Source organism: Hymenobacter sp. CRA2 (genome assembly GCF_002007105.1).
GTDB lineage: Bacteria > Bacteroidota > Bacteroidia > Cytophagales > Hymenobacteraceae > Solirubrum.
In genome coordinates, this window is sequence record NZ_MVBC01000021.1 from 57,634 (window position 1) to 84,317 (window position 26,684).

Genomic DNA, 26,684 nt, shown 5'->3' on the forward strand with positions numbered 1-26,684 from the left:
CCGATTATCCTTTGTAGAACAGCCACTTCGACAGCTCCCCGTAGGTCACTTTCTTGCCGTACATCAGGATGCCGACGCGGTAAATACGACCCGCAATCCAGATGGCCCCGACGAAGCCGGCAATCAGCAGCACCATTGAGAGGCCCAGTTGCCACATCGGTACCCCGCCGAAGGGCAGGCGCATCATCATGGCAATGGGCGAAGTCAGCGGGAAGATGGACATCCAGAAGGCCACCGTGCCGTTGGGGTTAGTGGTCAGAATGGCCTGCGACACCACGAAGGTCAGTACCAGGGGCATGGTGACGGGCATCATAAACTGCTGGGTGTCGGTTTCGCTGTCGACGGCCGAGCCGATGGCGCCGAACAAGGCCCCGTAGAACAGGTAGCCTCCGAGGAAGTAGAACAGGAAGCAGCCCACCAGCAATGGCACGTTCAGGTCGGCGCTGTCCAGGGCCTGAGTGAATTTGGCCACCGCGTTTTCCTGCTTGGCCGCCTCGTCTTTGCTCGTGGTCGGGCGCATCACGGCGGTGGTGCGGGCGGCGCGGTCCTCGGCAATTTTATCCGGGCTTATGGAGCCGGCCATGACCGAGCTGATACCCATCGACAGCACTACCCACAGGGCCAGCTGCGTGAAGCCCACCCCGGCAATGCCGAGCACCTTGCCCATCATCAGCTGGAAGGGCTTCACCGAGGAAATAACCACTTCCACGATGCGGTTGGTCTTTTCCTCCATCACCCCGCGCATGATCTGCACGCCGTAGATGAAGATGAACATGTAAATCAGGAATCCGAAGACGTAGGCAATGACCGTGCTGATGCCAGTGCTGGAGCTCCGCTCACCGTCGTCGCTCAGGCTCAGGGTCTGCAGGTCCACGTCCACTTTCATGTTGTCGAGCACGGCACGGTCGATGCCGGCTTTCTGCAGGCGTTGGCTTTCAATGGCGTTGTTGACGGCACGGTTGATGTCGCGCTCCAGCGACATGCCCAGGCCCTTGCGCGAAAACACCTGGAAGCCGGCGGGCTTGCTCAGGTCGAGCTTCGGAATGTAGAGCAGCGCGTCGTGCTTCGACTTCTTGAACTCGGCCTTGGCCGTGGTGAGGTCCGGCGACACGCGGGTAAAGCTGATGTCGTCCTTGGGCTCGGGCAGCTTGTCGGCGAAAATGCCGCCAGCGTCGGCCACGGCCACCACCTTGCCGCTGTCCGACATTTTGGCGATGAGCACGGGTACCGCAAACAGGGCCACCGTCAGCAGCGGGCCGATGAGCGACATGATGATGAAGCTCCTTTTGCGCACCCGCGTGAGGTACTCGCGTTGCGCGATAAGCCAGATTTTAGACATGGTAAAAGTCGTCCGTTGTCAGTTAGCAGTTGTCAGGCTGGTGAAGCCGCTTAGGCCAGCACCGCGTCCGTATCGGGCACGTAGTCGGGCTGCGTCTCGCGCACGCGCTGAATGAAGATTTCGTTGATGCTCGGGATTCGCTCGCGGAAGGCGTGCACCTCCACGTTGGCTGGCCCGATGAGGTAGCGCAGCAAGTCGTTCGGCGTGCCGTGCACGATGCGAATCCGGTCGTAGAAATGGCCGTTTTCGCGCTCCTTGTGCTCGACGACCTCGAAATCGGGGTGCATCACCATCAGCTGGCCTTTGCCTTCCACCTCATAAGTCTGCGAGCGGTAGGCGTTGCGCACCTGGCTCACCGGGCCATCGAGTACTTTTTTCGAGCGGTTGATCAGGGCAATATGGTCGCACATTTCCTCCACCGACTCCATGCGGTGGGTGGAGAAGATGATGCTGGTGCCCCGCTCGCGCATGGCCAGGATTTCGTCCTTGAGCAGGTTGGCGTTGATGGGGTCGAAGCCGGAGAAAGGCTCGTCGAGGATAACCAGCGTGGGGTCGTGCACGACGGTGGCAATGAACTGCACCTTCTGCTGCATGCCCTTGGAGAGGTCCTCGATGTTCTTATCGGCCCAGCTTTTGATGTCGAAGCGCTCCAGCCAGCCTTTGATTTTCTGGTGCGCCTCGCTCTTGTTCACGCCTTTGAGCTGCGCCAGGTACATCAGCTGCTCCCCTACTTTCATCTTCTTGTAGAGGCCGCGCTCCTCGGGTAGGTAGCCGATCTGCCCGATGTGGCTCGGGTTCAGCTTTTCGCCCCGGAAGCGGATTTCGCCCGCGTCGGCACCGGTAATCTGGGTGATGATGCGGATGAGGGAAGTTTTGCCAGCGCCGTTTGGGCCGAGCAAGCCGAAGATGGTGCCTTCGGGTACCTCCAGGCTCACCCCGTCGAGGGCGGTATGGGCGGCGTACTGCTTGCGTACGTCAATGGCCTGTAAGATTGGTTTCACAGCTGTCGAAGAGATGTTTCTGATTGCCAAGGTAGAGAGTTCGGGGGCACGCCGGTACCCGCACTAGGGTAATCTTAGACCAACGGTCGTTTCATCGACCTGAACCGGCGAAAACGTGGCCCCAACGGCGGGGCCTGCGCGGCCTATTCGGAGTCCTGCAAGTCGCGCAGGTAGCCTTCGAGCCGGTCGAGGTGCTGCCCGTAAAGTCGCTGCAGGTACCAGCGGGTAAAGTCGCGCAGCGCCCTGTAGCCTAGCCAGACCAGGAAGGCGTAGGCCACCGCCAGCACGCCAATCATCAGCGCCAGCTTCGCCCCGTGCGCGGTGTGCCCGAACTTGAGCACCTGCATCACGAAGCCGATGCCAAACGAGCCAAACAAGCTCAGCATGGTGGCCCGGTAGTACACCTGCACCAGCCGGCGCAGGCTCCCTACCTGCTGCTCGAGCTGCTGGCGCAACGCCCCGGCGGTGGGCTGCAGCTGGCCGAGCACCTGCCGCTTCTGGTAGAGGTAGTACAAGGAGCTGAGGCAGATCAGCGCGAGCCATAGGGCCATGGCGCGCGTGTAAGTATCCCGCACCAGCAGGATGACAGTAGCGGCAATCGGGAGGCAGAGGAGGGCTACGGCGGCTTCCCAACGGGCATTGCGACGAATGCGCCACAGGGGGTTGCCGGAGGGCTGGCTGAGAATGGCTTGCATGGCTTCGGGGGTTAAGGGTGGGACTGATTCAGTTGGTTGTTGGCGCCAGCGTTGGCGCAGGTCGTCGAGTTCCATGGCTTCAGGCGCGGACAATCAGGGTGCGGAGCTTTTCTTGCACGCGGTGCATTTTCACGCGCACATTGTTCTGGGTGATGCCGAGGATGTCGGCCATTTCCTCGTAGCTGCGCTCTTCCAAGTACAGCAGCACGAAGGCCTTTTCCACGTCGGAGAGGTGGCCGATGGCCCGGTAGAGCTGGGCCAAGTCGTCGGCGTCGGGGCCCTCGGGCGGCGGGGCGGCGTAGGGCGCCTCGGGGTCCAGCGGGCCGGGCGCCGGCTGCCGCGTGCGCCGCCGCAGGTCCGACACGGCCACGTTCAGCGCCACCCGGTATAGCCAGGTGCTGACTTTGGCCGCGCCCGGCCGGTACTGCGGCCACGCCCGCCACAGCTGCAGCACGATGTCCTGGTAGAGGTCCTGCCGGTCGGCGGCGTCGGCGCAATACAGGCGGGCCACGCGCAGCAGCAAGGGCTGATACTCGCCGATGAGGGCGGTAAAATCGGCGGATACGGGCGGGGCAGCAGAGCTCATTCGGAGGCTAGGTTCGGTGAATTAATCGCCGAACCCGGCGTGGCATTACAAACCGTTCGACTTTTTTCTGTCACCCGGCGTTCCGAAGGGTCTTCCCGAGCTCGGGAAGACCCTTCGGAACGCCGGAAAGACTCGTCGGAACGCCGGGAAGGCCGTTCGGAATAGCGGGAAGCCGCGTCGGAGTGGCGGGAAGCCCTTTCAGAACGGCGGGAAGAGACTTCGGAGGCGCGGGCGGGCCGTTCGGAGCGGCGGGAAGGCCCTTCGGAGCATCTCTCCCGCCTCGTTGTGCCTCCCGTTCGCCTCACCCCCCGGCCCCCTCTTCGAAAAGGAGAGGGGGAGCCTGACGAAGCAGTAGAGATGCTTGAGAAAAACAGGCAATCCAGCCATCTAGCGTAACTCCTGTTTCAGTTTACGCGCCATCATCGTCGTTCAACGATGCCCACGCTATGGCGCGGGCCTACAACTATCCTGGTAGTAGGGGCATAAAAAAGTGGTGCCACGGCTTTGAGCCGTGGCACCACTTCGTCCGGACGGTAACCGTCCACAAAATCCGTGAAATCCGACGAATCCGTCTAAATCCGTGATTATTGGAAGTACTCCTTCACTTTCTCGAAGAAGCCCTTCTCGTTCTTGCCGGGGCTGGGCGTGAAGTTGGGCGAGGAGCGCAGCTTCTCCAGCGCGGCCCGCTCTTCCGAGGTCACGTTCTTCGGCGTCCACACGTTGATGTGGATAAGCTGGTCGCCCTTGCCGTAGCCGTTCAGGTCCGGAATGCCCTTGCCACGCAGGCGCAGGATCTTGCCGGCTTGCGTGCCCGGGTCGATTTTCACCTTCACTTTGCCCTCGATGGTGGGCACTTCCAGCGAGGCGCCCAGAGCAGCATCCACGATGGAAATGTACTGGTCGAGCACCACGTTGTTGCCGTCGCGCTTGAGCAGCTCGTGCGGCTCCTCCTCAATCTGGATGAGCAGGTCGCCGGGCACGCCGCCGCGCTCGGGATAGTTACCCTTGCCCGACATCGACAACTGCATGCCCTCGGCCACGCCAGCGGGGATGTTGATCGGAATGATTTCCTCGGCCAGCTGGCGGCCTTCGCCGTGGCACACGTCACACTTGCTGGTCACCACCTTGCCCTCGCCGTGGCAGGTAGGGCAGGTAGAGGAGCTGACCATCTGGCCGAGCATGGTTTGCACCACGCGCTTGACCTGGCCCTGGCCCTGGCAAGTGGCGCAGTCGCGCTGCTCGGTGCCGTTTTTGGCGCCGGTGCCCGAGCAGGTGTTGCAGGCCGTGTAGCGCTTCACTTTGATTTTCTTCTCGACGCCGTTGGCTACTTCCTCCAGATCGAGCTTGAGCTTGATGCGCAGGTTGGAGCCCTTGCGCACGCGCCGGCCCTGGCTGCGGGCCCCGCCCCCGAAGAAGCTCTCGAAGCCCCCGCCCCCGCCGAAGATGTCGCCGAACTGCGAGAAGATGTCCTCCATGCTCGGGCCGTGGCCGCCGCCGGCGGCACCGCCCACGCCCTGGTGGCCAAACCGGTCGTAGCGGGCACGCTTCTGCTCGTCCGACAGCACTTCGTAGGCTTCGGCCGCTTCCTTGAATTTGTCCTCGGCCGTGGGGTCGTCGGGGTTTTTATCGGGGTGAAACTTGATGGCCACCTTCCGGTATGCCTTCTTGATTTCGTCACCCGACGCGTTTTTGGCTACGCCCAGGATTTCGTAATAATCTCGCTTGGTCGACATGGTTTTGTCGGTATTGGGTAGTCAGTATTGGGTAATAAGACCTCTGCGCTAGATGCTGCGTCCGACTGCCTGTTACTGACTACTAAAATTTACTGCCCCAGCACCACCTTGGCGTGGCGGATAACCTTGTCGCCGAGGTAGTAGCCCTTCTCTACTTCGTCCACCACCTTGCCCTTGAGGTCTTCCGAAGGAGCCGGAATCTGCGCAATGGCTTCGTGCAGTTCCGGGTCGAAGGCGCCGCCCTTAGCATCCATGGTCTGCAGGCCTTTCTGTTGCAGGGCTTTGGTCAGCTTGCCGTGGATGATGTCGATGCTCTCGCGCACCACGTTGGCGTCTTCGGTTCCCTGCGTGTGCTGGCGGGCGCGGTCAAAGTCGTCGAGCACGGGCAGCAGCACAGTCATCAGCTCCTGGTTGGCGGTTTTGAACATGTCGGCCCGCTCCTTGGTGGTGCGGCGCTTGTAGTTCTCAAACTCCGCCGCGAGGCGCAGGTACTTGTCTTTCAAATCGGCCACTTCCTGGTCGGTGCGGGAGGCTTCAGCCTTGGGCGCGCCGTCGGCGGCCGAGTCATTGCCTTGCTCGTCAAACATTTCGCCGGCTACGTGCTCAGCGGTATTGCCAGCGGCTGCAGCGTTTTGGTCTTGCAGCTCGTCGGGATTCGGAAACGTTGCGTCAGCCATTCCTTACGGTAAGTATTTCAGGGTATGGGAGTTCAGATTAAGCCACACGGCCAACTCAAGTAGTTTGCCAAAGCGCCTACCCGTGACATAGTGGCACGGAAACCATTGGGTCAGGCGGTTTAGTTCAGCCGCTTAGGCAGAAGTAGCAGCCGGGCCGAATGACAAAAGTAGAACGAGAACCCGCAGCACAAGCTCGGCATCTGGCTTAGGCGGGCCGGAGGTATTGAGGAACAGGCAAAAAAAGAACGTCATGCCTCGCTGTGCTTTGCATGACGTTCTGGTTATCCGAACCAATCAGCCCTAGTCGAACTGGTCTTCCGACAGTTCGTCCTCGTCGCCAAACTCCTCACCGTCTACCTCATCGCCGCTGCGCTTCTGTACCCAGATGCTGTGGCGCAATGGCTTCGGATCTTCGCGCCGGGCGTCCTGAATCTGCTGCCAGAGCAGGTCCTTCAGCTTCTGGATGTTTTTCTGCGTGATGCTGGAAATGAACACGTGCGGTACGTCGGCGGGCAGCGTGGCCGTGATTTCGGCTTCCAGCTCCTCGTCCAGCATGTCCGACTTGGTAATGGCCAGCACGCGGCGCTTGTCCAGCAGGTCGGGGTTGAACTGCTCCAGCTCGCTGAGCAGCACCTGGTACTCGGCGGCAATATCGGGCGAGTCGGCGGCAATCATGAATAGCAGGGTGGCGTTGCGCTCGATGTGGCGCAGGAAGCGCAGGCCCAGGCCCTTGCCTTCGGCCGCCCCCTCGATGATGCCCGGAATGTCGGCCATCACGAAGCTTTGGTAGTCGCGGTAGCCCACCACGCCCAGGTTGGGCACCAGGGTGGTGAAGGCATAGTCGGCAATCTTGGGCGTGGCTGCTGATACCACCGACAGCAGTGTGCTCTTGCCTGCGTTGGGGAAGCCTACAAGGCCCACGTCAGCCAGCAGCTTCAGCTCCAGCACGTTCCACACTTCTTGGCCCGGCTCGCCGGGTTGGGCGTAGGTCGGGGCCTGGTTGGTGCTGGATTTGAAGTGGTCGTTGCCCAGACCGCCCCGGCCGCCGGGCGTGAGAATTACTTTCTGGCCATCTTCGGTGATTTCCGCGCGGATTTCACCCGTCTCAGCGTCGCGGGCGATAGTGCCCAGCGGTACGTCGAGGATGATATCCTGGCCTTGGGCGCCGGTGCGCAGGTTTTCGCCGCCGTTTTCGCCGTGGCCAGCAATGACGTGCTTCTGGTACTGTAGGTGCAGCAAGGTCCAGAGCTGCTTGTTGCCGCGCAGGATGATGTGGCCGCCGCGGCCGCCGTCGCCGCCATCAGGGCCGCCCATGGGCCGGCCTTTGGCGCGGAACATGTGGTGCGAACCTGCCCCGCCCCGGCCCGAGCGGCAGCAGATTTTGACGTAATCGATGAAGTTATTCGAAGCCACTTGGCAAGAAGGAAGAATGACGAAGGAAAAAGGAGAACCAGCTGAGCCGCAACTCATCCAATTGTCCGGAAAAGCTGTCATCCTGAGCAAAGCGAAGGACCTTGTCAGGGTAGAACGAGTGGTAACAACATCGTTCTAGCGTGATAAGGTCCTTCGCTTTGCTCAGGATGACACTGTAGGTCAGAAGCCGAAAGCAGGGCTAGCGGCTCTGCAAAGTTACGCTTTTACTTCGTCAGCGGCCTTGGAGCCGTCGGTGACGGTGGCCGGCTGGTGCCGGTCGATGAGGCCGCAGAGCTGGCCGAAGATGTCTTCGATGTCGCCGATGCCGTACACGGAGTGGAATTTTTCCTGCTCGGCGTAGTACGAGGCTACCTGGGCCGTTTTGGTGTTGTACTCCACCACGCGGCGACGGATAAGCTCCTCGTTCTGGTCGTCGGGGCGGCCGGAGGTTTTGCCGCGCTCGAGCAAGCGCTTTACCAGCTCGTCCTCGGTCACTTCCAGAGCAATCATGCAGTTGATGCCCGTGTCGTAGCGCTGCATCAGCGCATCGAGGGCCTCGGCCTGGGGAATGGTGCGCGGAAAACCGTCGAAGATGAAGCCGCCGGCGTTTTTGTTGCCGGCCAGCTGCGACTCGATCATGCCGATAACCACCTCGTCGGGCACCAGCTCGCCGGCGTCCATGAGTTTTTTGGCGGTCAGCCCCAACTCGGTGCCCTGGGCAATCTGCGAACGGAGCAGGTCGCCCGTCGACAGGTGCACCAGCCCGTAGCGCTGGATCAGCTTTTGGCTTTGGGTTCCTTTGCCAGCGCCGGGCGGGCCGAACAACACGATATTAAGCATGAGCGGAGGAAGCGGGGAGGTGAGAGAGAAGCGGGGGAACAGAAGAAAGATAAGAAAGAATTGGGCAACCGGCGCGCCGTGCTTACACGGCCTGATACAGCTCGCGGTAGTTGCGGCCGAGCCCGTCGTAGTCGAGGCCGTAGCCCACCACGAACTTGTTGGGAATGGCCAGGCCTTGGTATTTCACGTTCAGGGGCACCTGCAGGGCGTCGGGTTTGATCAGGAACGTGGCTACTTCCAGGGAGGCCGGATTACGGGCACCGAGTTGTTCCAGCAGCATCTGCATGGTATGGCCCGTGTCCACAATATCTTCCAAGACGACGACGTGGCGTCCTTCTACGGCGTCCTGCAGCCCAAGGATTTCCTTGACCTCGCCGGTGCTGCTGGTGCCTTGGTACGAGGCTACCCGGATAAAGCTGATTTCGCAGTCGATGGTGACTTCCTTCATCAGGTCCGCGGCGAACATGAAGGAGCCGTTGAGCACCGCAATGAACAGCGGGGTTTTGCCGGCGTAGTCCTGGTTGATGCGTTGGGCCACCTGGCGCACGGCGGCGGCCAGCTCAGCTTCGTTCAGGTAAGGAGTAAACTCTTTGTTGTGCAGCGAGATGGTAGCCTGGGGCATGCCGGAAAGGATTGGACCGGGTCGAATGTGCGGCGAAGGTACGACAAAAAAGAGCAGCCCTCCCGGCAGGCGGAAGGGCTGCTCCGAAGCGCCCACGGTGCGGGGCGAGGCATGTCCTCAATTGGGCAATTGATTGCCAGCGCGTTGTATTATCGTTGCTTGCAGCTTAAATGTGGTAGCGCCAGGACTTTAGAGCCATAGCAGCACCAGAGCCTTAGTCGGCTTGCTTGAGTAAGGTGGTCAGCACGATGCGGGCGGCTTTGGTGCCGAGCTCGGCGTAGCGCACCTGGGGTTGTACCACCGGGGCCATTTGCTCCACCGTGGGGCGCTGGGGCAGCGGGGCCACGCCGCGGTCGATGGGTGAACCTTGACGGGCAATGTGTGGGGCAATAACCAGCGACACGATGCTCATGAGCTTGATGAGGATGTTCATCGAGGGTCCGGAGGTGTCCTTGAACGGGTCACCCACGGTGTCGCCGGTTACGGAGGCTTTGTGGGCATCGGAGCCCTTGTATTCCATCTTGCCGTTTACCATCACGCCTTTCTCGAAGGACTTCTTGGCGTTGTCCCAGGCGCCGCCGGCGTTGCTCTGGAACATGGCCATTAGCACACCCGACACGGTGACGCCAGCCAGCGTGCCGCCCAGCACTTCGGGCCCGAAGGCGTAGCCAATTATAATGGGCGTCAGAAGTGCAATGGCGCCGGGCAGCAACATTTCGCGGATGGCGGCCTGCGTCGAAATAGCCACGCACTTTTCGTACTCGGGGCGGCCGGTGCCCTCCATGATGCCGGGAATTTCGCGGAACTGCCGGCGCACTTCCTGCACCATGGCCATGGCTGCGCGGCCCACCGCCGCAATAGCCAGCGCCGAGAAGATAAATGGAATCATGGCGCCGATGAACAAGCCGGCCAGCACACGGGCATTGCTGATGTCGATGGCCGAAATACCGGCCGTGCCCATGAAGGCAGCGAAGAGAGCCAGCGAAGTGAGGGCGGCCGAGGCAATGGCGAAGCCTTTGCCAGTGGCGGCGGTGGTGTTGCCCACGGCGTCCAGAATGTCGGTCCGCTCGCGCACTTCCTTGGGCAGCTCGCTCATTTCGGCGATACCGCCGGCGTTGTCAGCAATGGGACCAAAGGCGTCGATGGCCAGCTGCATGGCGGTGGTGGCCATCATGCCGGCGGCGGCAATGGCTACGCCGTACAGGCCCGCAAACTGGTAGCTAAGCACGATGCCGGCGGCCAGCACGATGATGGGCAGCACGGTGCTTTCCATGCCCACGGCTAGACCGCCGATGACGGTGGTGGCGTGGCCGGTGCTGCTCTGGCGCACGATGCTGAGCACCGGGCGCTTGCCCATGGCCGTGTAGTATTCGGTGATGATGCTCATCAGCGCACCCACAATCAAGCCTACCAATACGGCCCAGAACACGTCGGTGGCAGTAAACGGCGCCGAGCCCAGGCGCGCCATGCTCAGCGTACCCGAGGGCAGGATGTAGTGAATAACAAACCAGGACGCTACCCCCGTCAGGGCAATCGAGACCCAGTTGCCGAAGTTGAGCGCGCCCTGCACGTTGCCGCCTTCCTTCACGCGCACTACCAGAATGCCGATCAGCGAAAACACGATGCCCAGCCCGGCAATAACCATGGGCAGGATGATGGGCGAGAGGCCGTTGTAATTGTCGCCGGCGGCAATGACTTCGCGGCCGAGCACCATGGTGGCCAGGATGGTGGCCACGTAGGAGCCGAACAGGTCGGCCCCCATGCCGGCCACGTCGCCCACGTTGTCGCCCACGTTATCGGCGATGGTGGCGGGGTTGCGCGGGTCGTCCTCGGGGATGCCGGCTTCCACCTTGCCCACGAGGTCGGCGCCCACGTCGGCGGCCTTGGTGTAAATGCCACCGCCCACGCGGGCAAAGAGGGCAATGCTTTCGGCGCCGAGCGAGAAGCCGGTCAGCACTTCCAGGGCGCGCTCCATTTCGGGGCCGTTGGCCGAGGCGCCGCCCACAAACAGGTTATAGAACACGATAAACAACCCGCCCAGGCCCAGCACCGCCAGCCCGGCCACGCCCATGCCCATCACCGAGCCGCCGGCGAAGGACACGTTCAGCGCCGTTGAGAGGCTGGTGCGCGCGGCCTGCGCCGTGCGCACGTTGGCTTTGGTGGCAATTTTCATCCCGATAAAGCCCGCCGTGGCCGAAAACACCGCCCCAATCAGGAAGGCGACGATGATAACGGGGCTGGATTTCTCGTTGCCGAAGCTCAGGAAGCCGAGAAAGGCGCAGGCAATGAGGGCAAACAGCGCCAGCACGCGGTACTCCGCCCGCAGGAAGGCAATGGCGCCGTCGGCGATGTGGCCGGCGATGGTGCGCATACGGTCGTCGCCGGCGTCCTGACGGGAAACCCAGCCAGCGCGCAAGGCCGTGTAGAGCAGGGCCAGCACGCCCAGGCCGGGCGCGAGGTAGAGGATGGTCATAAAGCGGTGTTAGAAGGTTGAGAGAAGATTGGGAGAGTACAAACGCAGCTTAGTGCGTGTAAAATAGAGCTTTTACTTACACGCCCAATCTTTTCGCCGCCGCCCTCCCCTATTCTCTTGCCTTCAGCCGCTTACAATTCCTGCATCAGCACCTGATAAAGCCGCAACATGCTGTCGATGTCGGCCTTGTGCACCAGTTCATCGGGGGTATGCACGTTGTCCTCGGGCGCGCCCACAAAGCACCAATCCCAGGGCTGGGCGCCGTGCTGCAGCTCTTTGCCATCGGAGCCGCCGCTGCCCTCCACCTCCAGCTGGTACGGGATGCCCGAGGCCGCGGCAATGCGCCGGATGCGCTCCACGTAAGAGCGGCGCGGAATAAGCGAGTCGCGCAGGGAAATGACGCAGCCCTGGCCGGCGTGCACGCCTTCGGTCACCCAGGTGATGTCGCAGACCAGCGCCTGCCGCACCTGGTACTGATCGTAAATGCGCTTCGCCAGGTACTTCACCGAGCCGCCGCCGTGTTCTTCCCAGCAGCTAAAGGCCACGATGCCGTGCTCCAGCGTTTCGCACAGGCGCAGGGCCGTCCACACGCCCAGGCGGTTATCGAGGTAGCAGCTCTGCACGGCTTCCTCGGTTTCGCGAAAGTCGCACTTGAACGTCAGCTCCGTACCCCGCTCGATGTCGCGGTGAAAGTCGTAGCCCAGCGCGCCGGTTTGCTCATCGACGGTGAGCGTGCACTCGATGTCGCCCTGCGAATCCCGGCCCACGAGGCGGTAGCCGGGCTCCACGTCGGGCCCACCGATGCGCACCAGCTGCCGGCCGTAGCGCACGGTGAAGCCGATAGAATCGATGTGGGCAAACACGGCCGTGCGCGGCTGGCCAAAGACCAAGATGATGCAGTCCTGCAGGTCGTCGCCGGCCAGCACCTGGGGGTGTACCCGCCACGCGGGGGCATGTTGCCGGATGTAGTCAAGCAGAAATTCGGTGAGCGGGGCTTCGTTGCCGGAGGGCGCGGCGAGGCCGCAGAGGGTGCGCAGGAGTTGCATGTTCAAGGTCGGTTTGGCCCAATATCTTTATTTTAGCTGTTGTGTTGGGCACAGCCGGCAGCAGCAGCTTGCAGGCTGTCGTCGGGCTAGTTGCCGTTATAGGCTGTCGGCCATTTGGTTACTGCCGTCCGCCGAGGGAACTTCGCAGCCTGACTTGGTCGTAGTAGGGCTGGCACGCCAACGGGCCACTGCGCCCATACGACTACCGCGCGTCGTGGCACCACGCCGCACCAAACCACTTACGGGGCCCCATGGAAATAAAGGACATATTCATCACGCCGTTTTACCTGGGCCTGCTCTACCTGATTGCCTTTGCCGTGCGGCCGCGGGTGACCAACGCGTACACCCGCAAGTACTTCATTCCGGCCCTGTCGCTGAAGTTCGTGGGCGCCATTGCCCTGGGCCTCATCTACCAGTTTTACTACAGCGGCGGCGACACCTATAATTATTTCCACCACATCAAGCTAGTATACACGGCTTTCACGGATTCGCCGCACCTGGGGCTGAAGCTGCTCACGGCGCACGGCGAAACCGACCCCGAAACCATCAGCTATACCATGAAGATGTTCTGGTATAGCCACGCCGAGACGGAGTACTTTATCGTGCGCATCGGCACGGTGCTGGCGCTGCTCTGTTTCTGCACCTATACCGTCATTGCCCTGTTCTTCGCGGCCATCAGCTTCAGCGGCATGTGGGTCATGTACATCACCTTCATCAAGATCCGGCCGCAGATTTACCACCAGCTGGCCATTGCCTGCTTTTTCATCCCGTCGGTGTTCTTCTGGGGCTCAGGCCTGATGAAGGACTCGCTCTGCATCGGGGCGCTGGGCTGGGTGTTCTACGGCTTCTATCAGGCGTCCATTCAGAAGCGCCGGCTGCTGTACTCGCTCGTGATGGGTGGCATAGCCGGTTTCATGCTGTACTCCACCAAGGTGTACATCCTGCTCTCGTTTCTGCCTCCGGCCCTGCTGTGGGTGTTTAACGAGAACAGTAACCGCATCAAGAGTACGCTCATCCGAATGCTGGCCAAGCCCGTACTCATCGGCGTGGGGGCGGTGGCAGCCTTGTTCGTGATGACCAACCTGACCAAGGGCGACGAGAAGTACGACGTGGATAAAATCGGCGAGCGAAGCAAAATCACGGCCGACTACCTCTACCAAACCAGCCTCAAACAGGAAGGCTCAGCCTACAGCCTGGGCGAACAGGACGGCACCATCGGCGGCATGGCCAAGCTGGCCCCGCAGGCTATCATTGTGGCTTTGTACCGTCCTTTCCTGTGGGAAGTGCGCAACCCCGTGATGCTGCTCTCCTCCCTGGAAGGCTTGTTCTTTTTGCTCTTCACCCTGCGCATCATGTACCGCTCGGGCGTCGGGCGTACGCTGGCGCTTATAGCCCGCACCCCGGTGCTGACGCTGTGTTTTGTCTTCGCCCTGGTGTTTGCGGCCTCGGTAGGCATCATCTCCTACAACTTCGGGACGCTGGTACGTTACAAGATTCCGCTGATTCCCTTCTACTTGGCGGGCTTGTACATCCTGCAGAGCATGAGCACCGAGCGGGCCCCGGCAGCACGACGCCCGGCCACTGCGCGCCGCCGCTTGGCTACTACTTAGGCCCTGAGTACCCATCGCAGCAGCCTGCTAACGACGAAGCCCCGGCCTTGTGACCGGGGCTTCGCGCTTTTCTATAAAAAAACCTGCCTTACGCACCGCCGATGGCGCGGCGTTCGGTGGCGCGGTGGCGCATGTATTCGGCCAGCGTCGGGTGCGACCACAGCCGCGACGTGCCGGCCGGCGGCTGCTTCAGCTGCACAGTACCGGCTAGGGCGTCGCGCACAGCCTGCTTGAGCAAGGGCAGCCCCGCGGCCAACTGCAGCAGTGGGTAAGTGGCAAAGTTGTCCTCGGCCGTGGGCTTGATCAGCGCCTGCGCAATGATGGCACCCGTGTCGATGCCGGGGTCCACGAGGTGCACCGACACGCCGCAGTGGGCCAGGTCGTTGTTGGCCAGCGCCCAGTAGCCGCCGTGCACACCGCGGTATAGGGGCGTGATACCGGCGTGGGTGTTGATGAACTTGCAGGGCACGCTGGTCAGCACCTTTTTGGCAATGATGCGGGTGCCGTTGACCACCACCACGTCGGGCTGCAGGCCTTGCAGTTGCTCAATGCACTCGGGCGCATTCACTGAGGCCACGCGGATAACGCGGTCCTCCGGGATGGGCGCCGCCGACAGGCTGAACTGCTGCCGGATGGCCGCTATGCGGGCCTGCGAGCTGCGCTGCAGCGGGGCGGCCACCAGCAGCTTAAACATGATCTGGCCCGCCACCGTGCTCCAGCCCAGCTTTTCGGCCCGGCGCTTCAGCAGTTGCTTCTGGCTGACGGGCTCTTCGATGATGATGCGGTGCACGCCAAACTCTTTATCAAGGGCGTGAAACAGGATATCGGTAGACTCGCCGGGGCCGGCAAGAATCACAATCTTCTGGGCAGGAGTAGCGGATTGGCTCATGAATCAAAGAAGATACTAGCGGCGCTGCAGTTCGGCGGCAATGTCGCCCATGGATTGGCTTTCCATGCCGTAGGTGGCCTGCAGGTGCCGGTAGTGCTCGGCAATACGGCGCAGTACGGCAATGTTTTGCTCGACGTTGACGCCGAAGTTGTGCGGGTGCCACCACAGGTGAAACACCAGCCCGTGCTGCGCCGCGTGCGTCATGCCCGACAGGATGCGGCGCAGGCGCAGTCTTTCCAGCGCGGCGAAGCGCCCCGACCACGGCCGCAGGAAGCGGCTCGCCGGAATGTTGTAAGGGAAGCTGCGGGCAATATCGGCCAGGCTGTGGCAGTTGTGCCCGGAGAGGTTCACGTAAGCGTCCAGCAGGCGGGCGCCGCGCTTGTAGAGGGTCTGCTGCTCCTCGTTGCGCTCCTTGTAAATCCAGGAGTGCTCGTTGCCGCGGTAGCTCGTGATGCCCAGCTCCTCGCAGATGCCGGCGTAGGCGGGGTTGTACTGATTGCGCGGAAACACCAGGCTGCGCATTTCCATGCCCTGCTCGCGGGCCACCGTCACGGCCGCCTGCAAGTCGTGGCGGAAGGCTTCGGCCGTTTGGCCGCGCTCCAGGCAGTAGTAGTGGCAGAAGGTGTGGGTAGCCATTTCCTGCCCCGGCGTGCGCCGGATGCGCTCAATCAGCGACTTGCCGAAGTGGTACTGGTCCTGCGCCTCGTTCTCCCCCACCTGGTCCATCACCAGGTACGGCGACAGGTTCGGGTCGGCGTACTCAGGCCGCACGCTGGGCAAATGGGCTAGCATGTCGCGCTTGTTGTCGAAGAACAGCAGCCCGACGGTGGCCCAGGTAACGCGCAGGCCAAACTCCTGAAATACTTCCAGCATGGCCGGAATGGCGCGGCGCACGCCCAGCAGGTTGGCGCCGTACTGCTCCAGGGTCTGTTGGTCGCGCACGCCCCAGTTGATTTCAAAATCGAGAGAAATGACGAAGCGGCCTTTTTCCCGCCCGTTGGCCGGCGCGTGGGGTTGTTGTGTCGGTGCCACAGGATTTAGCTAAACAGCGCGAGGAAATTCTCTTTGTTGGAGGCCACGGAGTAGCGCTCCACGATGGTGCGGCGAGCGGCCGCGCCCAGCTGCTGGCGCAGGGTTTGGTCGGTGAGCAGGCGGCGCAGGGCGGCGTACCACTCCTCCGGCGTGTCGCACACGAAGCCGTTCTGGTCTTCCTGCACCACTTCCGTGTTCATGCCCACCGGCGACACCAGCGCCGGCATGCCCAATGACATGTACTGCAGGGCTTTGAAGGCGCATTTGCCGCGGGCCCAAGCGTCATCCACCAAGGGCATCAGGCCCAGATGGAAAGTGGCCAGGTCATCGATTTCGGTGGCTTTCTGCCAGGGCCGGTACGTGAGGGCCTTCAGGCCAGTGTAGTCGGGCGGCTGGTTGGAAATCACGCGGAATTCGAAGTCATGGCCTTCCTGCTCCAGGCGCTCCAGCACGGGCCACACCAGATCGAGGTGGCGCAGGGTGGTGTGCGTGCCCGTCCAGCCCACCACGGGCCGCTCCTGCCGGAACTGGTCGCGGATGCGGTTGTGCAGGTTGTCGGTGTCGAGCGTGGTGGGGTTGATGATGGAGTGCGGATTGAACTGCCGGGCGTAGTCGCGCAGGTAAGCGTTGCCGCAGCTCACCTTGTAGGCCCAGCGGCAGATGCTGCCCACCTTCTGCTGGTACTTCAGCCGGCTGATAAACGTCTGCTCGCCGGCAGGGTCCTTCATCCAGATAGCGTCGTCGAAATCGTAGATAATTTTCTTGCCGAGCACCTTGGCAATGATCCACTCGATGACGGGCGGCCCAATGGGCGCCGCTTCGCGGTGGATAAACACGTAGTCGTAGTTCGGCACCGAAAACAGCAGCAGAAAGCGCCGCAGAAAGCCCGCCAGAATACCCAGCACCTTGGCTACGGTGTGGCCCGGCTTGTAGAGAATGGCCCAGGTTTCGTCCGACAGGAACGGCGCCAAATGGTAGGTGTGCCCCCGTTCGGTGAGGAAGTGCAAGTACTGCTCGAAGCGAAACCGCTGCGAAGGAGCCTTGCCGTGGGGATAGGGCGTCAGAAACAGAATGCGCACCAGGAAAAGCGGAATTAGCGGTATTGGTAAAAGGTCAGAATGCCCTCGATGACGCGGTCCTGCAGCTCCGGCGTCAGCTCGTAGTAGAGCGGCAGGCGCACCAGGTGGTCGGCATAGTGGTCGGCCCAGGGCAGGGCGCGGCCGTCGTGCTCGGCGGTGTAGTAGGGGCTGCGGTGCAGGGAGAGGTAGTGAAACACCAGCAGCACCTGTCGCTCGGCCAAGTGCTTGATCAGCGCCTCACGCTCGGCTAGGCTCCGGCACACCAGGTAAAACAGGTGATGGTTGTGCTCCGTGGCGTACGCCGGGATGTGCGGCAAGCCTACGCCCAGGGCGCGCAAGGGTTGCAAAGCGGCCTCGTAGCGCTGCCAGATGTGGCGCCGGCGCTGCTGAATATCGTCGAGCTGCTCCAGCTGCGCCCACAGGTAAGCGGCGTTGATATCAGAGGGCAGGAACGAGGAGCCCACATCCACCCAATTGTACTTGGCTACTTCGCCCCGAAAGAAAGCCGAGCGGTTGGTGCCCTTCTCGCGGATGATTTCGGCCCGCTCGGCGTACTGCGGATCATTAACGGCCAGCAGGCCGCCTTCGCCGGCCGTGACGTTCTTGGTTTCGTGAAAGGAAAAAGCCGCCAACTCGCCGAACGTGCCCAGAAACCGTCCTTTATAACGGCTGCCGATGGCCTGCGCGGCATCTTCCACCACCGCCAGCCCGTGCCGCGCCGCCACTTGCTGCACCGCCTCCATGTCGCAGGCCACGCCGGCGTAGTGCACCGGCACGATGGCGCGGGTGCGCGGCGTCACGAGGCTTTCCAGCGCCTCGGCATCCACGTTGGGATGCTCGGCGGAGCTGTCGGCAAACACGATGCGAGCACCGCGCAGCACGAAGGCATTAGCCGTCGACACGAAGGTGTAGGCAGGCATGATGACTTCATCGCCGGGCTGAATGCGCAGCAGCAGGGCCGCCATTTCCAGCGCGTCGGTGCAGGAAGTAGTCAGCAGGGCTTTGTGAAAGCCGAACTGCGCCTCGAAAAAGGTGTGGCAGCGCCGCGTAAACACCCCATCGCCCGAAATCTTGCCCGAACGCACCGCCTCCTCAATGTAGCGGGTCTCGCGGCCCGACAGGTACGGCTTGTTGAAAGGGATGAAAGGCAGGGTCATTACGCAGGTTCAGCGGCTACAAAGATAGCACCGCGGGCGCAACGCCCCGGCCGGGCACTTGCCGCCGGCCTGCCCCAGACTCGCCCCTACCCTACTGCCGCCCTTGCGGCCCGGAGCCGTCGGCGCGGTCCGTGCGCTCATCCACGATGTAAAGCGGCCGGTTTTTGACCTGCTCGAATGTTTTGCCCAGGTACAGACCCACTACGCCCAGCACCGAGAGCAGCAGGCCCGAGAAAAACCAAATGGAAATAATTAGGCTGGTGTAGCCCAGCACCTGAATCTGCCCCAGAAAAAAGCGCACCAGCGTAACCAGCGCCAGCAAAAAGGCCGTTGCTGATAGCGACAGACCTAATTTTACGGTCAGCCGCAACGGCTTGTCGGAGTAGGCCAGGATGATGTTCAGGCCGAGGTCGAACAGGCGCCCCAGGCTGTAGCTACTCTCCCCCTGCGGCCGTCGGGCGTGCGTCACCGGCAAGGTGGCCACCCGAAAACCTACCCAGCGCACCATGGTGGGCAGGTAACGGATGCGCTCGGGCATGGAAAGCACCGCATCCACCACTTTCCGGTCGTAGAGGCCGAAGTTGGCCACGTCGGGGTCCTGCTCGGTGTCGGTCAGGTACGAGAGTACGCGGTAAAAGCTGCGCGACACCCAGCGTTTCCAGCGGCTGTCCTGCCGGGCCACGCGCCGGGCCAGCACCAGGTTGTAGCGGCCCTGCTGCGCCGCTGCGAAGAGCTGCGGAATTTCTTCGGGGCGGTCTTGCAGGTCGCAGTCCATCACCACCACCCACTGCCCGCGGCTATCAGCCAGCCCGGCCGTGATGGCGTGGTGCTGCCCGAAGTTGCGGCTGAGCCGGATGCCGCGCACGCGCGCGTCGCGGTGGGCCTGCGCTTCAATGCGCGCCCACGACTCGTCGGGGCTGCGGTCGTCCACCAGGATGATTTCGTAGTGCGGCGTGAGCGGGCCCAGGGCCGCGTGCAGGCGCTCCACTAGCTCGTCCAGCAGTGCCGCACCAAAGTACACCGGGCTCACCACGGACAAGAGCGGCGCGGAAGGAACAGTGGAATCGGGTGGCAGGGACATCAACGGCCAAAATACGCTATCCGGGCGGGTTTGCCGTTACCACCGGGCCCAGGTGCCCGTGGGTGCCCCTACTTGGTGATGCGCTCCACGGCCGCGCGCAGGCCCGACTTCAGGTTTTTCAGCACGCCGCCGGTTCCCTCCGTATTGACGTACACCGTGTTGTGTTCGGGCGCAATTTCGTGGGCCGGCCGCGTCTGGGTGTAGTAGTACACTGCCAGCGACTTGCGCGTGAGTCCGGCCGGCGTGGCCAGCGGTTTGGGGTGCCCATGGTACGAGTGCTCGTTGGTTTCGAACATCACGCAGCGGTTAAATGTTGGCGCGATGGACTCGAGCTGCCGCTTGGCCTTCATGTCCCAGAGCTCCAGGTAGCCATTGTACTCGGGCTGCCACGCGGGGTTCATGTACACGATGACGTTGAGCCGGCGGTGGAGCTTGGTGGTGTGGTGGTAGTTAAAATCGACGTGCACGTCGAGGAAAGCCCCGGTAATAGATTGGTGCAGTCCGCCCCCGAACAGCTGGTCGTCGGCCAGCAGCGCGTCGATGCCGGTTATCTGCTCGATAAGCTGCACAAAGCGGCGGCCGTTCAGCTCGTCAAAGGCCCGCTGCAGCAGCGGGTGCTCCTCGCCAAACTGCGTCAGGGCAAACTTGTTCTTCTGGTTGATGTACGTGGTGCCGTTCCACTCGCCCTGCGTCACCGGCGGGTAGGCGGCCAACAGGCTTTCCGCCGCCTGCGGCCGTAGCAGCCCGTCGTAGACGAGGTAGTGAAACGGCCGGCCGGGCGTTTGCCACTGCTGCTGCAAGGCGGGCAGCGCACGCTCCAGACTTCCAAAATCAATCAGTTCGTCCTGCATAGCGCGGCGGTCTTGACTTAGCGAACCGCAAGTTCCGTTCGCTTAGGGTAAGTTACAAGGTATTTAGCGGCTGGGCTCGGGCTTGGCTTAGCGCTCCGGGAAGAACGCGGCGTACGCCTGGCGGGCCCGGTCGAGGGAGCGGTGATGAGCGGCCAGCTGGCTGGTTTTCTGGCGGTAATCCGGCTCGTTCAGGATGGAAGCCACGCGCTGAATGGCGGCCGGAATACTGGCGGGCCGTTCCACGTTGAAAATCGCCCCGCCGCCCTCGGCTTTGATGATGTCGCTGTCGTCGCCCACGCCCTCGGTCAGCACCACGGGCAGCCCGCTGGCCCAGTACTCCCCTACCTTGATGGGCGAGCAGAACTGCCGGCAATCGGCGGGCTTGATGGGCGCAAAGGCAAAGTCGGCGGCCGACAAATAGCCCGGCACTTCGTGGTGCGGGGCCTTGGTCACGAAACTCACTTCGGGGCCCAGCCCAACGGCGGCCAGGCGGGCGCGCACTTCATCCAGCGGGTTCGGCGTGAGCACAATGAGGCGGAACTGCGGGCCGAAATGCTCGGCAGCGGCCCGGAACAGCTCGTAGGCTTCCTGGTCGTAGTAGATGTCGCCGAACTTCCCCACGTAAATGCCCACGATGGCCTCGGCCGGGAAACCGAGTTGCGTGCGCACCTGCGCGCGGCGGGTAGCGTCGTAGCCGAAGGCCGCGAGGTTCACCGAGCAGGGCACCGTCACGATGCGCTCGGCCGGTACGCCCTCCTTCATGAGCTGGCGGCGGTAGTTTTCGGCCACCGGCATCAGGCCCCGGGCCAGCTCCTTCTGCTTCCGCTCCCAGTGCCGCTGAAACAGGTAGCGCGGGTCGTAGCGTCGCCACACGCCCGATTCGAGCATGTAATCGGCGTGTGGCTCGAAGGATTCCACGTAGAACGGCAGCTTGTTCTGCTTCCACACGAGGTAAGCTAAGGCCCCGGCCGGCGCGCCGCGGGCCAGCAGGAAAGAGCTGCGGTGCTCGGCAGCCAGGCGCACCAGTTCCTTGGGAAAGCGCAGAAAGTCGTCGGTTTTGGTCAGCAGCACGTTGCGCCCCGGCTCCGAGACGAGCGGCGCGTACGTGATTTTATCGGCTGGGAAGGGCAACTCAAAAGCCGGCGCAGTGCCGTTGCGCTCAATGGTCACCAGCAGTACGCTTTCCACGTCGGCGCGCTGCTGGAGCAGTTGCAGGTGCGGAAACACGGTGGAAATAGTCAGCGGGTCGGTCAGGCCCCAGTAGCTCAGGAATAAGATGCGCATTGCGGCAACGAGAACAGGCAAGCGTACCAACCCGAAGGCTAGCCGCGAAGTTTTTTAACGAGCTCCACCACCGGCAGGCCCACCAGGCAGCGCACCAGCAGGATGGCCGCCTGGCTACCCGGCAGATGCGGGGCCGCCAGGCGCGCGAAGCGCAGCGACTCGGCGCGGTGCCCATCGGCGTAGGCGTGGATGGCACAAAGATAGTACACCCGCCCGGTCAGGATCTGGCGCTGGGCCGGCGTGAGCTGCACGCGCTCCAGCATCCACGTAAGGGCCAGCTGCAGCTTGCGCACCAGTGCTGAGTTGTCGGAGCGCATGGAGCGGGCGTCGTGGTCGTTCATGGTGATGGTCACCGTATCCACGATATACACGCGGTCCTGCTGGGTGTTTTCCAGCATGAACATCCAGTCCTCCACGGCCGCGTAGCGCCGGTCTTCCTCAAATTTGTGCAGGCTCGGGTTCTGGCGCCGCACGCAGATATTGCAGGCCAGCGCGTTGCCGCGCACGAAGGTATCCAGCCCGTACCAGCCCTCGGCCATGGTGGCCATGTCGCTGTCGGCAATGACGCCGTCGCGGTCGAAGTTGTACTTGGCCGCAATGAAGTTGGGCTGGTTCAGCTCCTGGATTTTGGCATAGAGCCCCGCCAAGTGTGCGGGATGAAACCGGTCGTCGGAATCCAGAAACAGCACGTACTCGCCCTGCGCGCGGGCCAGGCCGTAGTTGCGCGCTGCACCCCGCTCACCGTTGGCTTTCGGCAGGTACTGGATGCGCGCATCAGGCACCGAGGCCACTACGTCGGCGGTGTTATCGGTGCTGCCGTCGTCCACCACCAGTACTTCCCAGTCGGCAAACTGCTGCTCCTGCACGGAGCGCAGCGTGGCCGCGATGAAACTTGCCCGGTTGTAGGTAGGAATTACGATGCTGAAAAAAGCAGCCACGACAGCAAGGAGAAAAAGCAGGCTGCCGATTGATAGCGGCCCGCAGTGAAACTAGGTTAATCGACCACTACGCCCATGCTGGCATACAGCGCCTTGAAGCGCTTGATCCACTCCAGCCAGTTAGCGTAGGTGCAGCGCGGATCGGCAGCAGCTTCGAACACGGGCTTCAGGTAGGCGGGCGTGAAGTCGCGCGGGTAGTTCTGCATCACGTCGAAGTCACCACGCAGCCAGGCCTCGTTGAGCACGTGATTGGCCGCCACTACGTCGAAGTGCACGTCCTTGAAGGTGTTCGTAGCCGAGGAAATAAACGAGGTTTGTGTCAGCTCCTGCTGCGCCTTCGCAAAGCGCGAAGGGTGGCGCTTGGCCCAGTGCAGGGCCCGCGCGAGCTGGTGCACCTCATCGGCCAGCTGCTGACCGGCGTTCCACAGGTGCAGCCAGTAAGCCTTGTCGAAGATGGCCGAGGCCACCGAGTACAGCCCGTAGAAGGGCAGCTGGAAGTAGATGCCTTCCTTCACCAGCCCCAGCCGGTGCAGCACCGAGTGCGACTTGAAGGTGTTCAGCAGCAACATGCGCGTAAACCATTCCGGGCCCTTGGGCAGGGCCGGCACGTACTCCTGCACGCCGTGGCCTTCCGTCGACATCTTGCCCTGGAAGCTGCTCAGGTCGCCACCCCAGTACATTTTGGTCAGCACAATCTGGCGCTGCTGCATGTAGGCCACCATGTCGCTGATGTCGAACGGCACCGTTATCCAGATGTCGTCCTCCAGCATGCAGAAGGTATCCGAAGCCTGCTGCACACCCTCAATCCAGAGCCTGGTGGGAATCACGCGCAGGCTGAATGGGGGGCCGCCGGCAGCGTGGGCCTCCAGCTGCGCCACCTTCGCGTCGTACAGCTCCGAGCGCTGAATCTGCACCTGCGGGTACTGCTGCTCAATCCGGGCCAGATACTGCGGCGGCGTCCCGTCGTCGAGCACGACTACCTGGTAGTGCCCGCTCACGTGCTCGTAGATGCTGCGCAGGCAACGGTCGAGGTAGTACGGGCGGTTGAACGACTTAACGAGGATGGTAACGGCAGCTGACATCGGAAAAGCCAAGGAATAAGGGCAACACGCGGCCGCAGAGGTGCTCCGGCCGCGTCAGGGAGGTGGTTAGCGCAGAACTTCTTCCATCAGGGCAGCCCAGCTGCGTGCGTAAGCGGCGCGGGTGTGGTGCTGGCGCCCAAATTCGTACACGGCCTGGCTGCGGGCGTGCAGCTCGGCCTCGGGCAGCGCGGCTACTTCGCGCGTAGCCTGCACCACCTGCCGCACAATTTCGAGGGGGTCCTGGCTGCGAATGACGGTGCCGCAGGCTTCCGCGGCGCGCACGGCCGTGCACTCCGCCGCAATGGGAATGAGCCCAAAGTGCGTGAGCTGGGCTACCGAGCCGGCCCCGCCTTCGGTGGAGCTGACGTATACCGTGCCGGCGCAGGTGTGCGCTAGTTCCGCAAATTTGGCGCTGCCCACGTCGGTCCAGCCCAGGTAATGGATATTCGGGTGCGTGTCGAGCACAGGCTTGAGCCAGCTCCAGAAATGCAGTTCCCGCTCCAGGTTGCCGCAGATGTAAAGGTGCAGCTCAGGCGTCTGCATGAAGGCTTCCACCGCCAGGTCCAAGCCTTTGAGCAAGGCGCCGTGGCTACCCAGCCAGATGAAGTTCTTGCGGGCCTGGTCGTAGTTCTTGCGGCGGTACTCGGGCTCATACACCGCCGAAATGTTCAGCAGGTGCTTCTTAGGCCGCTCGTCGAAGTACTGAATCTGAAATGGGGCGCCGAAGTACGTGAGGTAATCAGCGTTCTGATCCGTGTACTGCGGTGGAATCTGCCGCTCGGGCTTCACGTAGATGTTGTGCCGCTCGTGAAACGCCCAGATCCGGTCTAGTTCGGCTTTGTTGTGGTACAGCCAGTGGTTGCCGGTGCAGTAGAAGATCTTGGTCATATCGGCCCGGCGCCGCTCCGGAATGGCACTCAGCCGGTCCTGCTCGTCGATGACCAAATCGTACTGGTCCCAGTCAATGGGCGAGTTGCTCCACGCGTCGTAGTAATCCACAATGTAGCCGGCTTCGTTGAGCTGGCGTACCATCTCCGCCGATTCCCAGTACATCGTGTGCTCGTTGATGCGCGGAAACTTGGTCACGTCGCCCGCCACGTGGTAGGGAATGGCCCGGATGGTGTAGATGATAACGGCGCGCTTGCCCTTGGGTCCGATGCGCTCAGCCCCGATATTCAGGATTTCAGTGCCATCGGGCCGAAAAGTCAGATCTGCAGCGGCACGTAACGCTTGCGCAAGCCGGAATCTGGCTCCACGAATGGTTGGCATGGGGGAGTTGAAAAGTTAGGGTTCAGGCTAGGCTAACGATACACCACGTTCCTAAACTAAACAGGCTGGGCAGACGCGGCTAGCGCAGGTGCAGATTCGGCGCCGGCCAGCCAAACATCGACTGCAGAGCCAGACGTAGCCCCACCAGTATCACGATGGTAATCAGGGTAACGATAATCGTGCGCAGCGCCACCTTGAAAACCGGCAGCTTGAGCAGGTAAAGAATGTGCAGGTCGGTCAGGAAGCTTACCAGCAGGCTGCCAATGCCAAAGAGCAGCAGAGCCAGATTCAGGTCCTTGGCAAGCAGGCCGATACTCATGCCTACGGCGCGTACGGCCAGTAGTAGAATGCTCGAAAGCAGCAGGTAGCGCTGCCGCCCCAGGATGGCGTAAATGCCCCCGGTGGCGTGCGAGGTCAGCTTGAAAATGTAGTAGTACCCCAGAAAGGAGGTAAACAGACCCGCCATTTCCCAGCGCGCTCCAAACACCAGCCGGAATATCCAGTCGCCGTACACGGTGATGATGCCGAAGGGAATCAGCCCGAGGTAGAAGAGCTTGTAGTACAGCTCCAGCGTGATGGTAGGCAGGCGCTCCGGCTGCTCATTGTGCGTTTCGGTGGCCTTTTGCAGAAACACCGGCGCAATGGCGTTGCCAATCAGGTTGACTGGCAACTCGAGCAGGCTTACCGAAAAGGAGTACAGACCCACGACCGTGGAGCCGAAGCCCGTGGTCAGCGCAAAGATGGGCAGCTGCACCGACAGCGCTCCGACGTAGTTAGCGGGCAGAAAATACAGCGGGAAGTTGCTGTACTCTTTGGCGGCCGCCTTCATGTCGCTCCACGAGAAGTTGTGCCACAGCTCGCCCACGTTGCGCCAGATGCCGCCATACAGCAGGGATACAAAGGCGGTAATTCGGTTGAAAAACTCGCCCAGCACCAAGCCCGTTACACTGCCGCTCGACCACAAGCCGTAGCCGATGGTGAAGCCGCGGCCCGCCAGCGTGGTTACTACGTCTACCCCGGCACGCTTGGAAAAGGATTTGTCACGCGTGTACCACGTGAACATCACCGCGTTCAGGTTGAAGAGCAACAGCAGTAGGGGAATGGTGTATAACCATCCCCCTACGCCTTCGAGGTGCAGCAAACGTCGTAGTGGCTCGGCCGCAAACAGTAGCAGGCCTGTCAGCACCAACACCGCCGCCAAAGTCAACAGGATAATGAAGTTGACCAGCGCGAGAAACTCCTTGCGGTGCCGGGGCAGCAGCATGGCGCCGGGATAACCCAGCGTGGTCAGCAGGTTCAGGTTGCCAACCACCGAGTTGAACACGGCAAACTGCCCGTAGCTAGCCGGCGGGTAAATGCGCGACATGATGGGGGTCAGAATGAACCCAATCGCCGCAACCGCGGCGGCCCCGGAAAAGGTAACGGCCAAATTCTGGACAAACGAACCAGGTTGTCGCAGAGCCTGTACGTTGGTGAGCACCGAGTGCCGCAGACGCTTTACCACGAACGAAACTATTGGTAAGAAAAAGCTGCCGAAGCGCTTATTCGTGGTAGTTGAAGACCTTGTGGCCGCCTTGTACCAGGTAAGCGTCGCGCTTGAACAGGTTCAAGTCGGCTTGCATCATGTCCTGCACCAGGGCCGGCAGGTCGTAGGTAGGCTTCCAGCCCAGTTTCTCCTGCGACTTGGTCGGGTCACCGATAAGCAATTCTACTTCCGTCGGGCGGAAGTATTTCTCGTCTACTTCTACCACGATGGAACCTTCCTCAACCTGGTACTCCGGGTTGGTGCAGCGCACCACGCGGGCTTTTTCGTTGGCGCCTTCGCCTTCGAATGCCAGTTCAATGCCCACTTCGTTGAAAGCCATCCTGACGAAGTCGCGCACGGTGGTGGTCACGCCGGTGGCGATGACGAAGTCCTCGGGCGTGTCCTGCTGCAGGATGCGCCACATGGCCTCCACGTAGTCCTTGGCGTGGCCCCAGTCGCGCT

The 26,684-nt window shown here is 62.1% G+C and carries 24 protein-coding genes; 1 reads left to right on the top strand and 23 read right to left on the bottom strand.

Features of this window, described 5'->3' with window-relative positions:
* Positions 1 to 4: 4 nt before the first annotated feature.
* The 11 genes from B0919_RS22950 to B0919_RS23000 form a co-directional block, all read right to left on the bottom strand.
* Complete coding sequence (locus B0919_RS22950; RefSeq protein WP_078014646.1) at positions 5 to 1,339, bottom strand: ABC transporter permease; 1,335 nt, start codon at positions 1,337 to 1,339, stop codon at positions 5 to 7.
* A gap of 50 nt (positions 1,340 to 1,389) precedes the next feature.
* On the bottom strand, positions 1,390 to 2,340 hold the full coding sequence (locus tag B0919_RS22955; protein ID WP_078014647.1) for an ABC transporter ATP-binding protein: 951 nt from the start codon (positions 2,338 to 2,340) through the stop codon (positions 1,390 to 1,392).
* A 143-nt stretch (positions 2,341 to 2,483) separates the two neighbouring features.
* Entirely contained in the window at positions 2,484 to 3,035 is a 552-nt protein-coding gene (locus tag B0919_RS22960) for a hypothetical protein (RefSeq protein WP_078014648.1), read from the bottom strand.
* 79 nt (positions 3,036 to 3,114) lie between these two features.
* Complete coding sequence (locus B0919_RS22965; RefSeq protein ID WP_078014649.1) at positions 3,115 to 3,621, bottom strand: RNA polymerase sigma factor; 507 nt, start codon at positions 3,619 to 3,621, stop codon at positions 3,115 to 3,117.
* 584 nt (positions 3,622 to 4,205) lie between these two features.
* The gene (gene dnaJ / locus B0919_RS22970) at positions 4,206 to 5,354 is read right to left on the bottom strand and encodes a molecular chaperone DnaJ (protein WP_078014650.1); all 1,149 of its coding nucleotides are present in this window, start codon (positions 5,352 to 5,354) and stop codon (positions 4,206 to 4,208) included.
* An 89-nt stretch (positions 5,355 to 5,443) separates the two neighbouring features.
* Positions 5,444 to 6,031: a nucleotide exchange factor GrpE gene (locus tag B0919_RS22975; protein ID WP_078014651.1), complete on the bottom strand. Its 588-nt coding sequence runs from the start codon at positions 6,029 to 6,031 to the stop codon at positions 5,444 to 5,446.
* Between the two features lie 300 nt (positions 6,032 to 6,331).
* Positions 6,332 to 7,444 carry a GTPase ObgE gene (gene obgE, locus B0919_RS22980; protein ID WP_078014652.1) on the bottom strand — a complete coding sequence of 371 codons (1,113 nt, stop codon included), beginning with the start codon at positions 7,442 to 7,444 and terminating at the stop codon, positions 6,332 to 6,334.
* Positions 7,445 to 7,660: 216 nt separating this feature from the next.
* On the bottom strand, positions 7,661 to 8,284 hold the full coding sequence (locus B0919_RS22985) for an adenylate kinase (RefSeq protein ID WP_078014653.1): 624 nt from the start codon (positions 8,282 to 8,284) through the stop codon (positions 7,661 to 7,663).
* A gap of 82 nt (positions 8,285 to 8,366) precedes the next feature.
* Entirely contained in the window at positions 8,367 to 8,906 is a 540-nt protein-coding gene (gene hpt, locus B0919_RS22990; protein WP_078014654.1) for a hypoxanthine phosphoribosyltransferase, read from the bottom strand.
* A 214-nt stretch (positions 8,907 to 9,120) separates the two neighbouring features.
* A complete protein-coding gene (locus tag B0919_RS22995) occupies positions 9,121 to 11,379 on the bottom strand; it encodes a sodium-translocating pyrophosphatase (protein WP_078014655.1) in 2,259 nt (752 codons plus the stop codon).
* 131 nt (positions 11,380 to 11,510) lie between these two features.
* Entirely contained in the window at positions 11,511 to 12,425 is a 915-nt protein-coding gene (locus tag B0919_RS23000; RefSeq protein WP_078014656.1) for a M20/M25/M40 family metallo-hydrolase, read from the bottom strand.
* 251 nt (positions 12,426 to 12,676) lie between these two features.
* On the opposite strand from B0919_RS23000, the gene B0919_RS23005 reads away from it, so the two are divergent.
* On the top strand, positions 12,677 to 14,035 hold the full coding sequence (locus B0919_RS23005) for a hypothetical protein (RefSeq protein WP_078014657.1): 1,359 nt from the start codon (positions 12,677 to 12,679) through the stop codon (positions 14,033 to 14,035).
* 88 nt (positions 14,036 to 14,123) lie between these two features.
* Here B0919_RS23005 and B0919_RS23010 read toward each other — a convergent pair whose 3' ends face one another.
* The 12 genes from B0919_RS23010 to B0919_RS23065 form a co-directional block, all read right to left on the bottom strand.
* Complete coding sequence (locus B0919_RS23010; protein WP_078014658.1) at positions 14,124 to 14,924, bottom strand: formyl transferase; 801 nt, start codon at positions 14,922 to 14,924, stop codon at positions 14,124 to 14,126.
* Between the two features lie 15 nt (positions 14,925 to 14,939).
* A complete protein-coding gene (locus tag B0919_RS23015; RefSeq protein WP_217701067.1) occupies positions 14,940 to 15,956 on the bottom strand; it encodes a polysaccharide deacetylase family protein in 1,017 nt (338 codons plus the stop codon).
* A 5-nt stretch (positions 15,957 to 15,961) separates the two neighbouring features.
* Positions 15,962 to 17,035, bottom strand: coding sequence for a glycosyltransferase (locus B0919_RS23020; protein ID WP_078014659.1), 1,074 nt, complete (start codon positions 17,033 to 17,035; stop codon positions 15,962 to 15,964).
* 14 nt (positions 17,036 to 17,049) lie between these two features.
* Positions 17,050 to 18,192, bottom strand: a complete 1,143-nt coding sequence (gene rffA, locus B0919_RS23025; protein WP_078014660.1) for a dTDP-4-amino-4,6-dideoxygalactose transaminase — start codon at positions 18,190 to 18,192, stop codon at positions 17,050 to 17,052.
* A gap of 91 nt (positions 18,193 to 18,283) precedes the next feature.
* Complete coding sequence (locus tag B0919_RS23030) at positions 18,284 to 19,273, bottom strand: glycosyltransferase family 2 protein (RefSeq protein ID WP_078014661.1); 990 nt, start codon at positions 19,271 to 19,273, stop codon at positions 18,284 to 18,286.
* 68 nt (positions 19,274 to 19,341) lie between these two features.
* Positions 19,342 to 20,124 (bottom strand): 2OG-Fe(II) oxygenase, encoded by a 783-nt coding sequence (locus tag B0919_RS23035; protein ID WP_078014662.1) that lies wholly within the window; start codon positions 20,122 to 20,124, stop codon positions 19,342 to 19,344.
* An 87-nt stretch (positions 20,125 to 20,211) separates the two neighbouring features.
* Entirely contained in the window at positions 20,212 to 21,408 is a 1,197-nt protein-coding gene (locus B0919_RS23040; protein WP_078014663.1) for a glycosyltransferase, read from the bottom strand.
* 38 nt (positions 21,409 to 21,446) lie between these two features.
* Positions 21,447 to 22,346: a glycosyltransferase family 2 protein gene (locus tag B0919_RS23045; RefSeq protein ID WP_176133187.1), complete on the bottom strand. Its 900-nt coding sequence runs from the start codon at positions 22,344 to 22,346 to the stop codon at positions 21,447 to 21,449.
* A gap of 56 nt (positions 22,347 to 22,402) precedes the next feature.
* Positions 22,403 to 23,428, bottom strand: a complete 1,026-nt coding sequence (locus tag B0919_RS23050; RefSeq protein ID WP_078014665.1) for a hypothetical protein — start codon at positions 23,426 to 23,428, stop codon at positions 22,403 to 22,405.
* Between the two features lie 66 nt (positions 23,429 to 23,494).
* Entirely contained in the window at positions 23,495 to 24,697 is a 1,203-nt protein-coding gene (locus B0919_RS23055) for a glycosyltransferase (RefSeq protein ID WP_078014666.1), read from the bottom strand.
* A 79-nt stretch (positions 24,698 to 24,776) separates the two neighbouring features.
* Positions 24,777 to 26,201, bottom strand: coding sequence for a lipopolysaccharide biosynthesis protein (locus tag B0919_RS23060; RefSeq protein ID WP_317043912.1), 1,425 nt, complete (start codon positions 26,199 to 26,201; stop codon positions 24,777 to 24,779).
* 37 nt (positions 26,202 to 26,238) lie between these two features.
* Positions 26,239 to 26,684: GDP-mannose 4,6-dehydratase (locus tag B0919_RS23065; protein WP_139362336.1), on the bottom strand; the 446-nt coding region annotated here is incomplete at its 5' end.

Bases quoted from the DNA above. Each gene is read 5' to 3' on its own strand.
- B0919_RS23040 (WP_078014663.1), bottom strand. From the start codon at position 21,408: ATGCGCATCTTATTCCTGAGCTACTGGGGCCTGACCGACCCGCTGACT.
- B0919_RS22975 (WP_078014651.1), bottom strand. From the start codon at position 6,031: ATGGCTGACGCAACGTTTCCGAATCCCGACGAGCTGCAAGACCAAAAC.
- B0919_RS22965 (WP_078014649.1), bottom strand. From the start codon at position 3,621: ATGAGCTCTGCTGCCCCGCCCGTATCCGCCGATTTTACCGCCCTCATC.
- dnaJ (WP_078014650.1), bottom strand. From the start codon at position 5,354: ATGTCGACCAAGCGAGATTATTACGAAATCCTGGGCGTAGCCAAAAAC.
- B0919_RS23030 (WP_078014661.1), bottom strand. From the start codon at position 19,273: ATGTCCCTGCCACCCGATTCCACTGTTCCTTCCGCGCCGCTCTTGTCC.
- B0919_RS23005 (WP_078014657.1), top strand. From the start codon at position 12,677: ATGGAAATAAAGGACATATTCATCACGCCGTTTTACCTGGGCCTGCTC.
- B0919_RS22950 (WP_078014646.1), bottom strand. From the start codon at position 1,339: ATGTCTAAAATCTGGCTTATCGCGCAACGCGAGTACCTCACGCGGGTG.
- rffA (WP_078014660.1), bottom strand. From the start codon at position 18,192: ATGACCCTGCCTTTCATCCCTTTCAACAAGCCGTACCTGTCGGGCCGC.
- B0919_RS22985 (WP_078014653.1), bottom strand. From the start codon at position 8,284: ATGCTTAATATCGTGTTGTTCGGCCCGCCCGGCGCTGGCAAAGGAACC.
- B0919_RS23055 (WP_078014666.1), bottom strand. From the start codon at position 24,697: ATGCCAACCATTCGTGGAGCCAGATTCCGGCTTGCGCAAGCGTTACGT.
- hpt (WP_078014654.1), bottom strand. From the start codon at position 8,906: ATGCCCCAGGCTACCATCTCGCTGCACAACAAAGAGTTTACTCCTTAC.
- B0919_RS23050 (WP_078014665.1), bottom strand. From the start codon at position 23,428: ATGTCAGCTGCCGTTACCATCCTCGTTAAGTCGTTCAACCGCCCGTAC.
- B0919_RS22995 (WP_078014655.1), bottom strand. From the start codon at position 11,379: ATGACCATCCTCTACCTCGCGCCCGGCCTGGGCGTGCTGGCCCTGCTC.
- B0919_RS23000 (WP_078014656.1), bottom strand. From the start codon at position 12,425: ATGCAACTCCTGCGCACCCTCTGCGGCCTCGCCGCGCCCTCCGGCAAC.
- B0919_RS23010 (WP_078014658.1), bottom strand. From the start codon at position 14,924: ATGAGCCAATCCGCTACTCCTGCCCAGAAGATTGTGATTCTTGCCGGC.
- B0919_RS22960 (WP_078014648.1), bottom strand. From the start codon at position 3,035: ATGCAAGCCATTCTCAGCCAGCCCTCCGGCAACCCCCTGTGGCGCATT.
- B0919_RS23035 (WP_078014662.1), bottom strand. From the start codon at position 20,124: ATGCAGGACGAACTGATTGATTTTGGAAGTCTGGAGCGTGCGCTGCCC.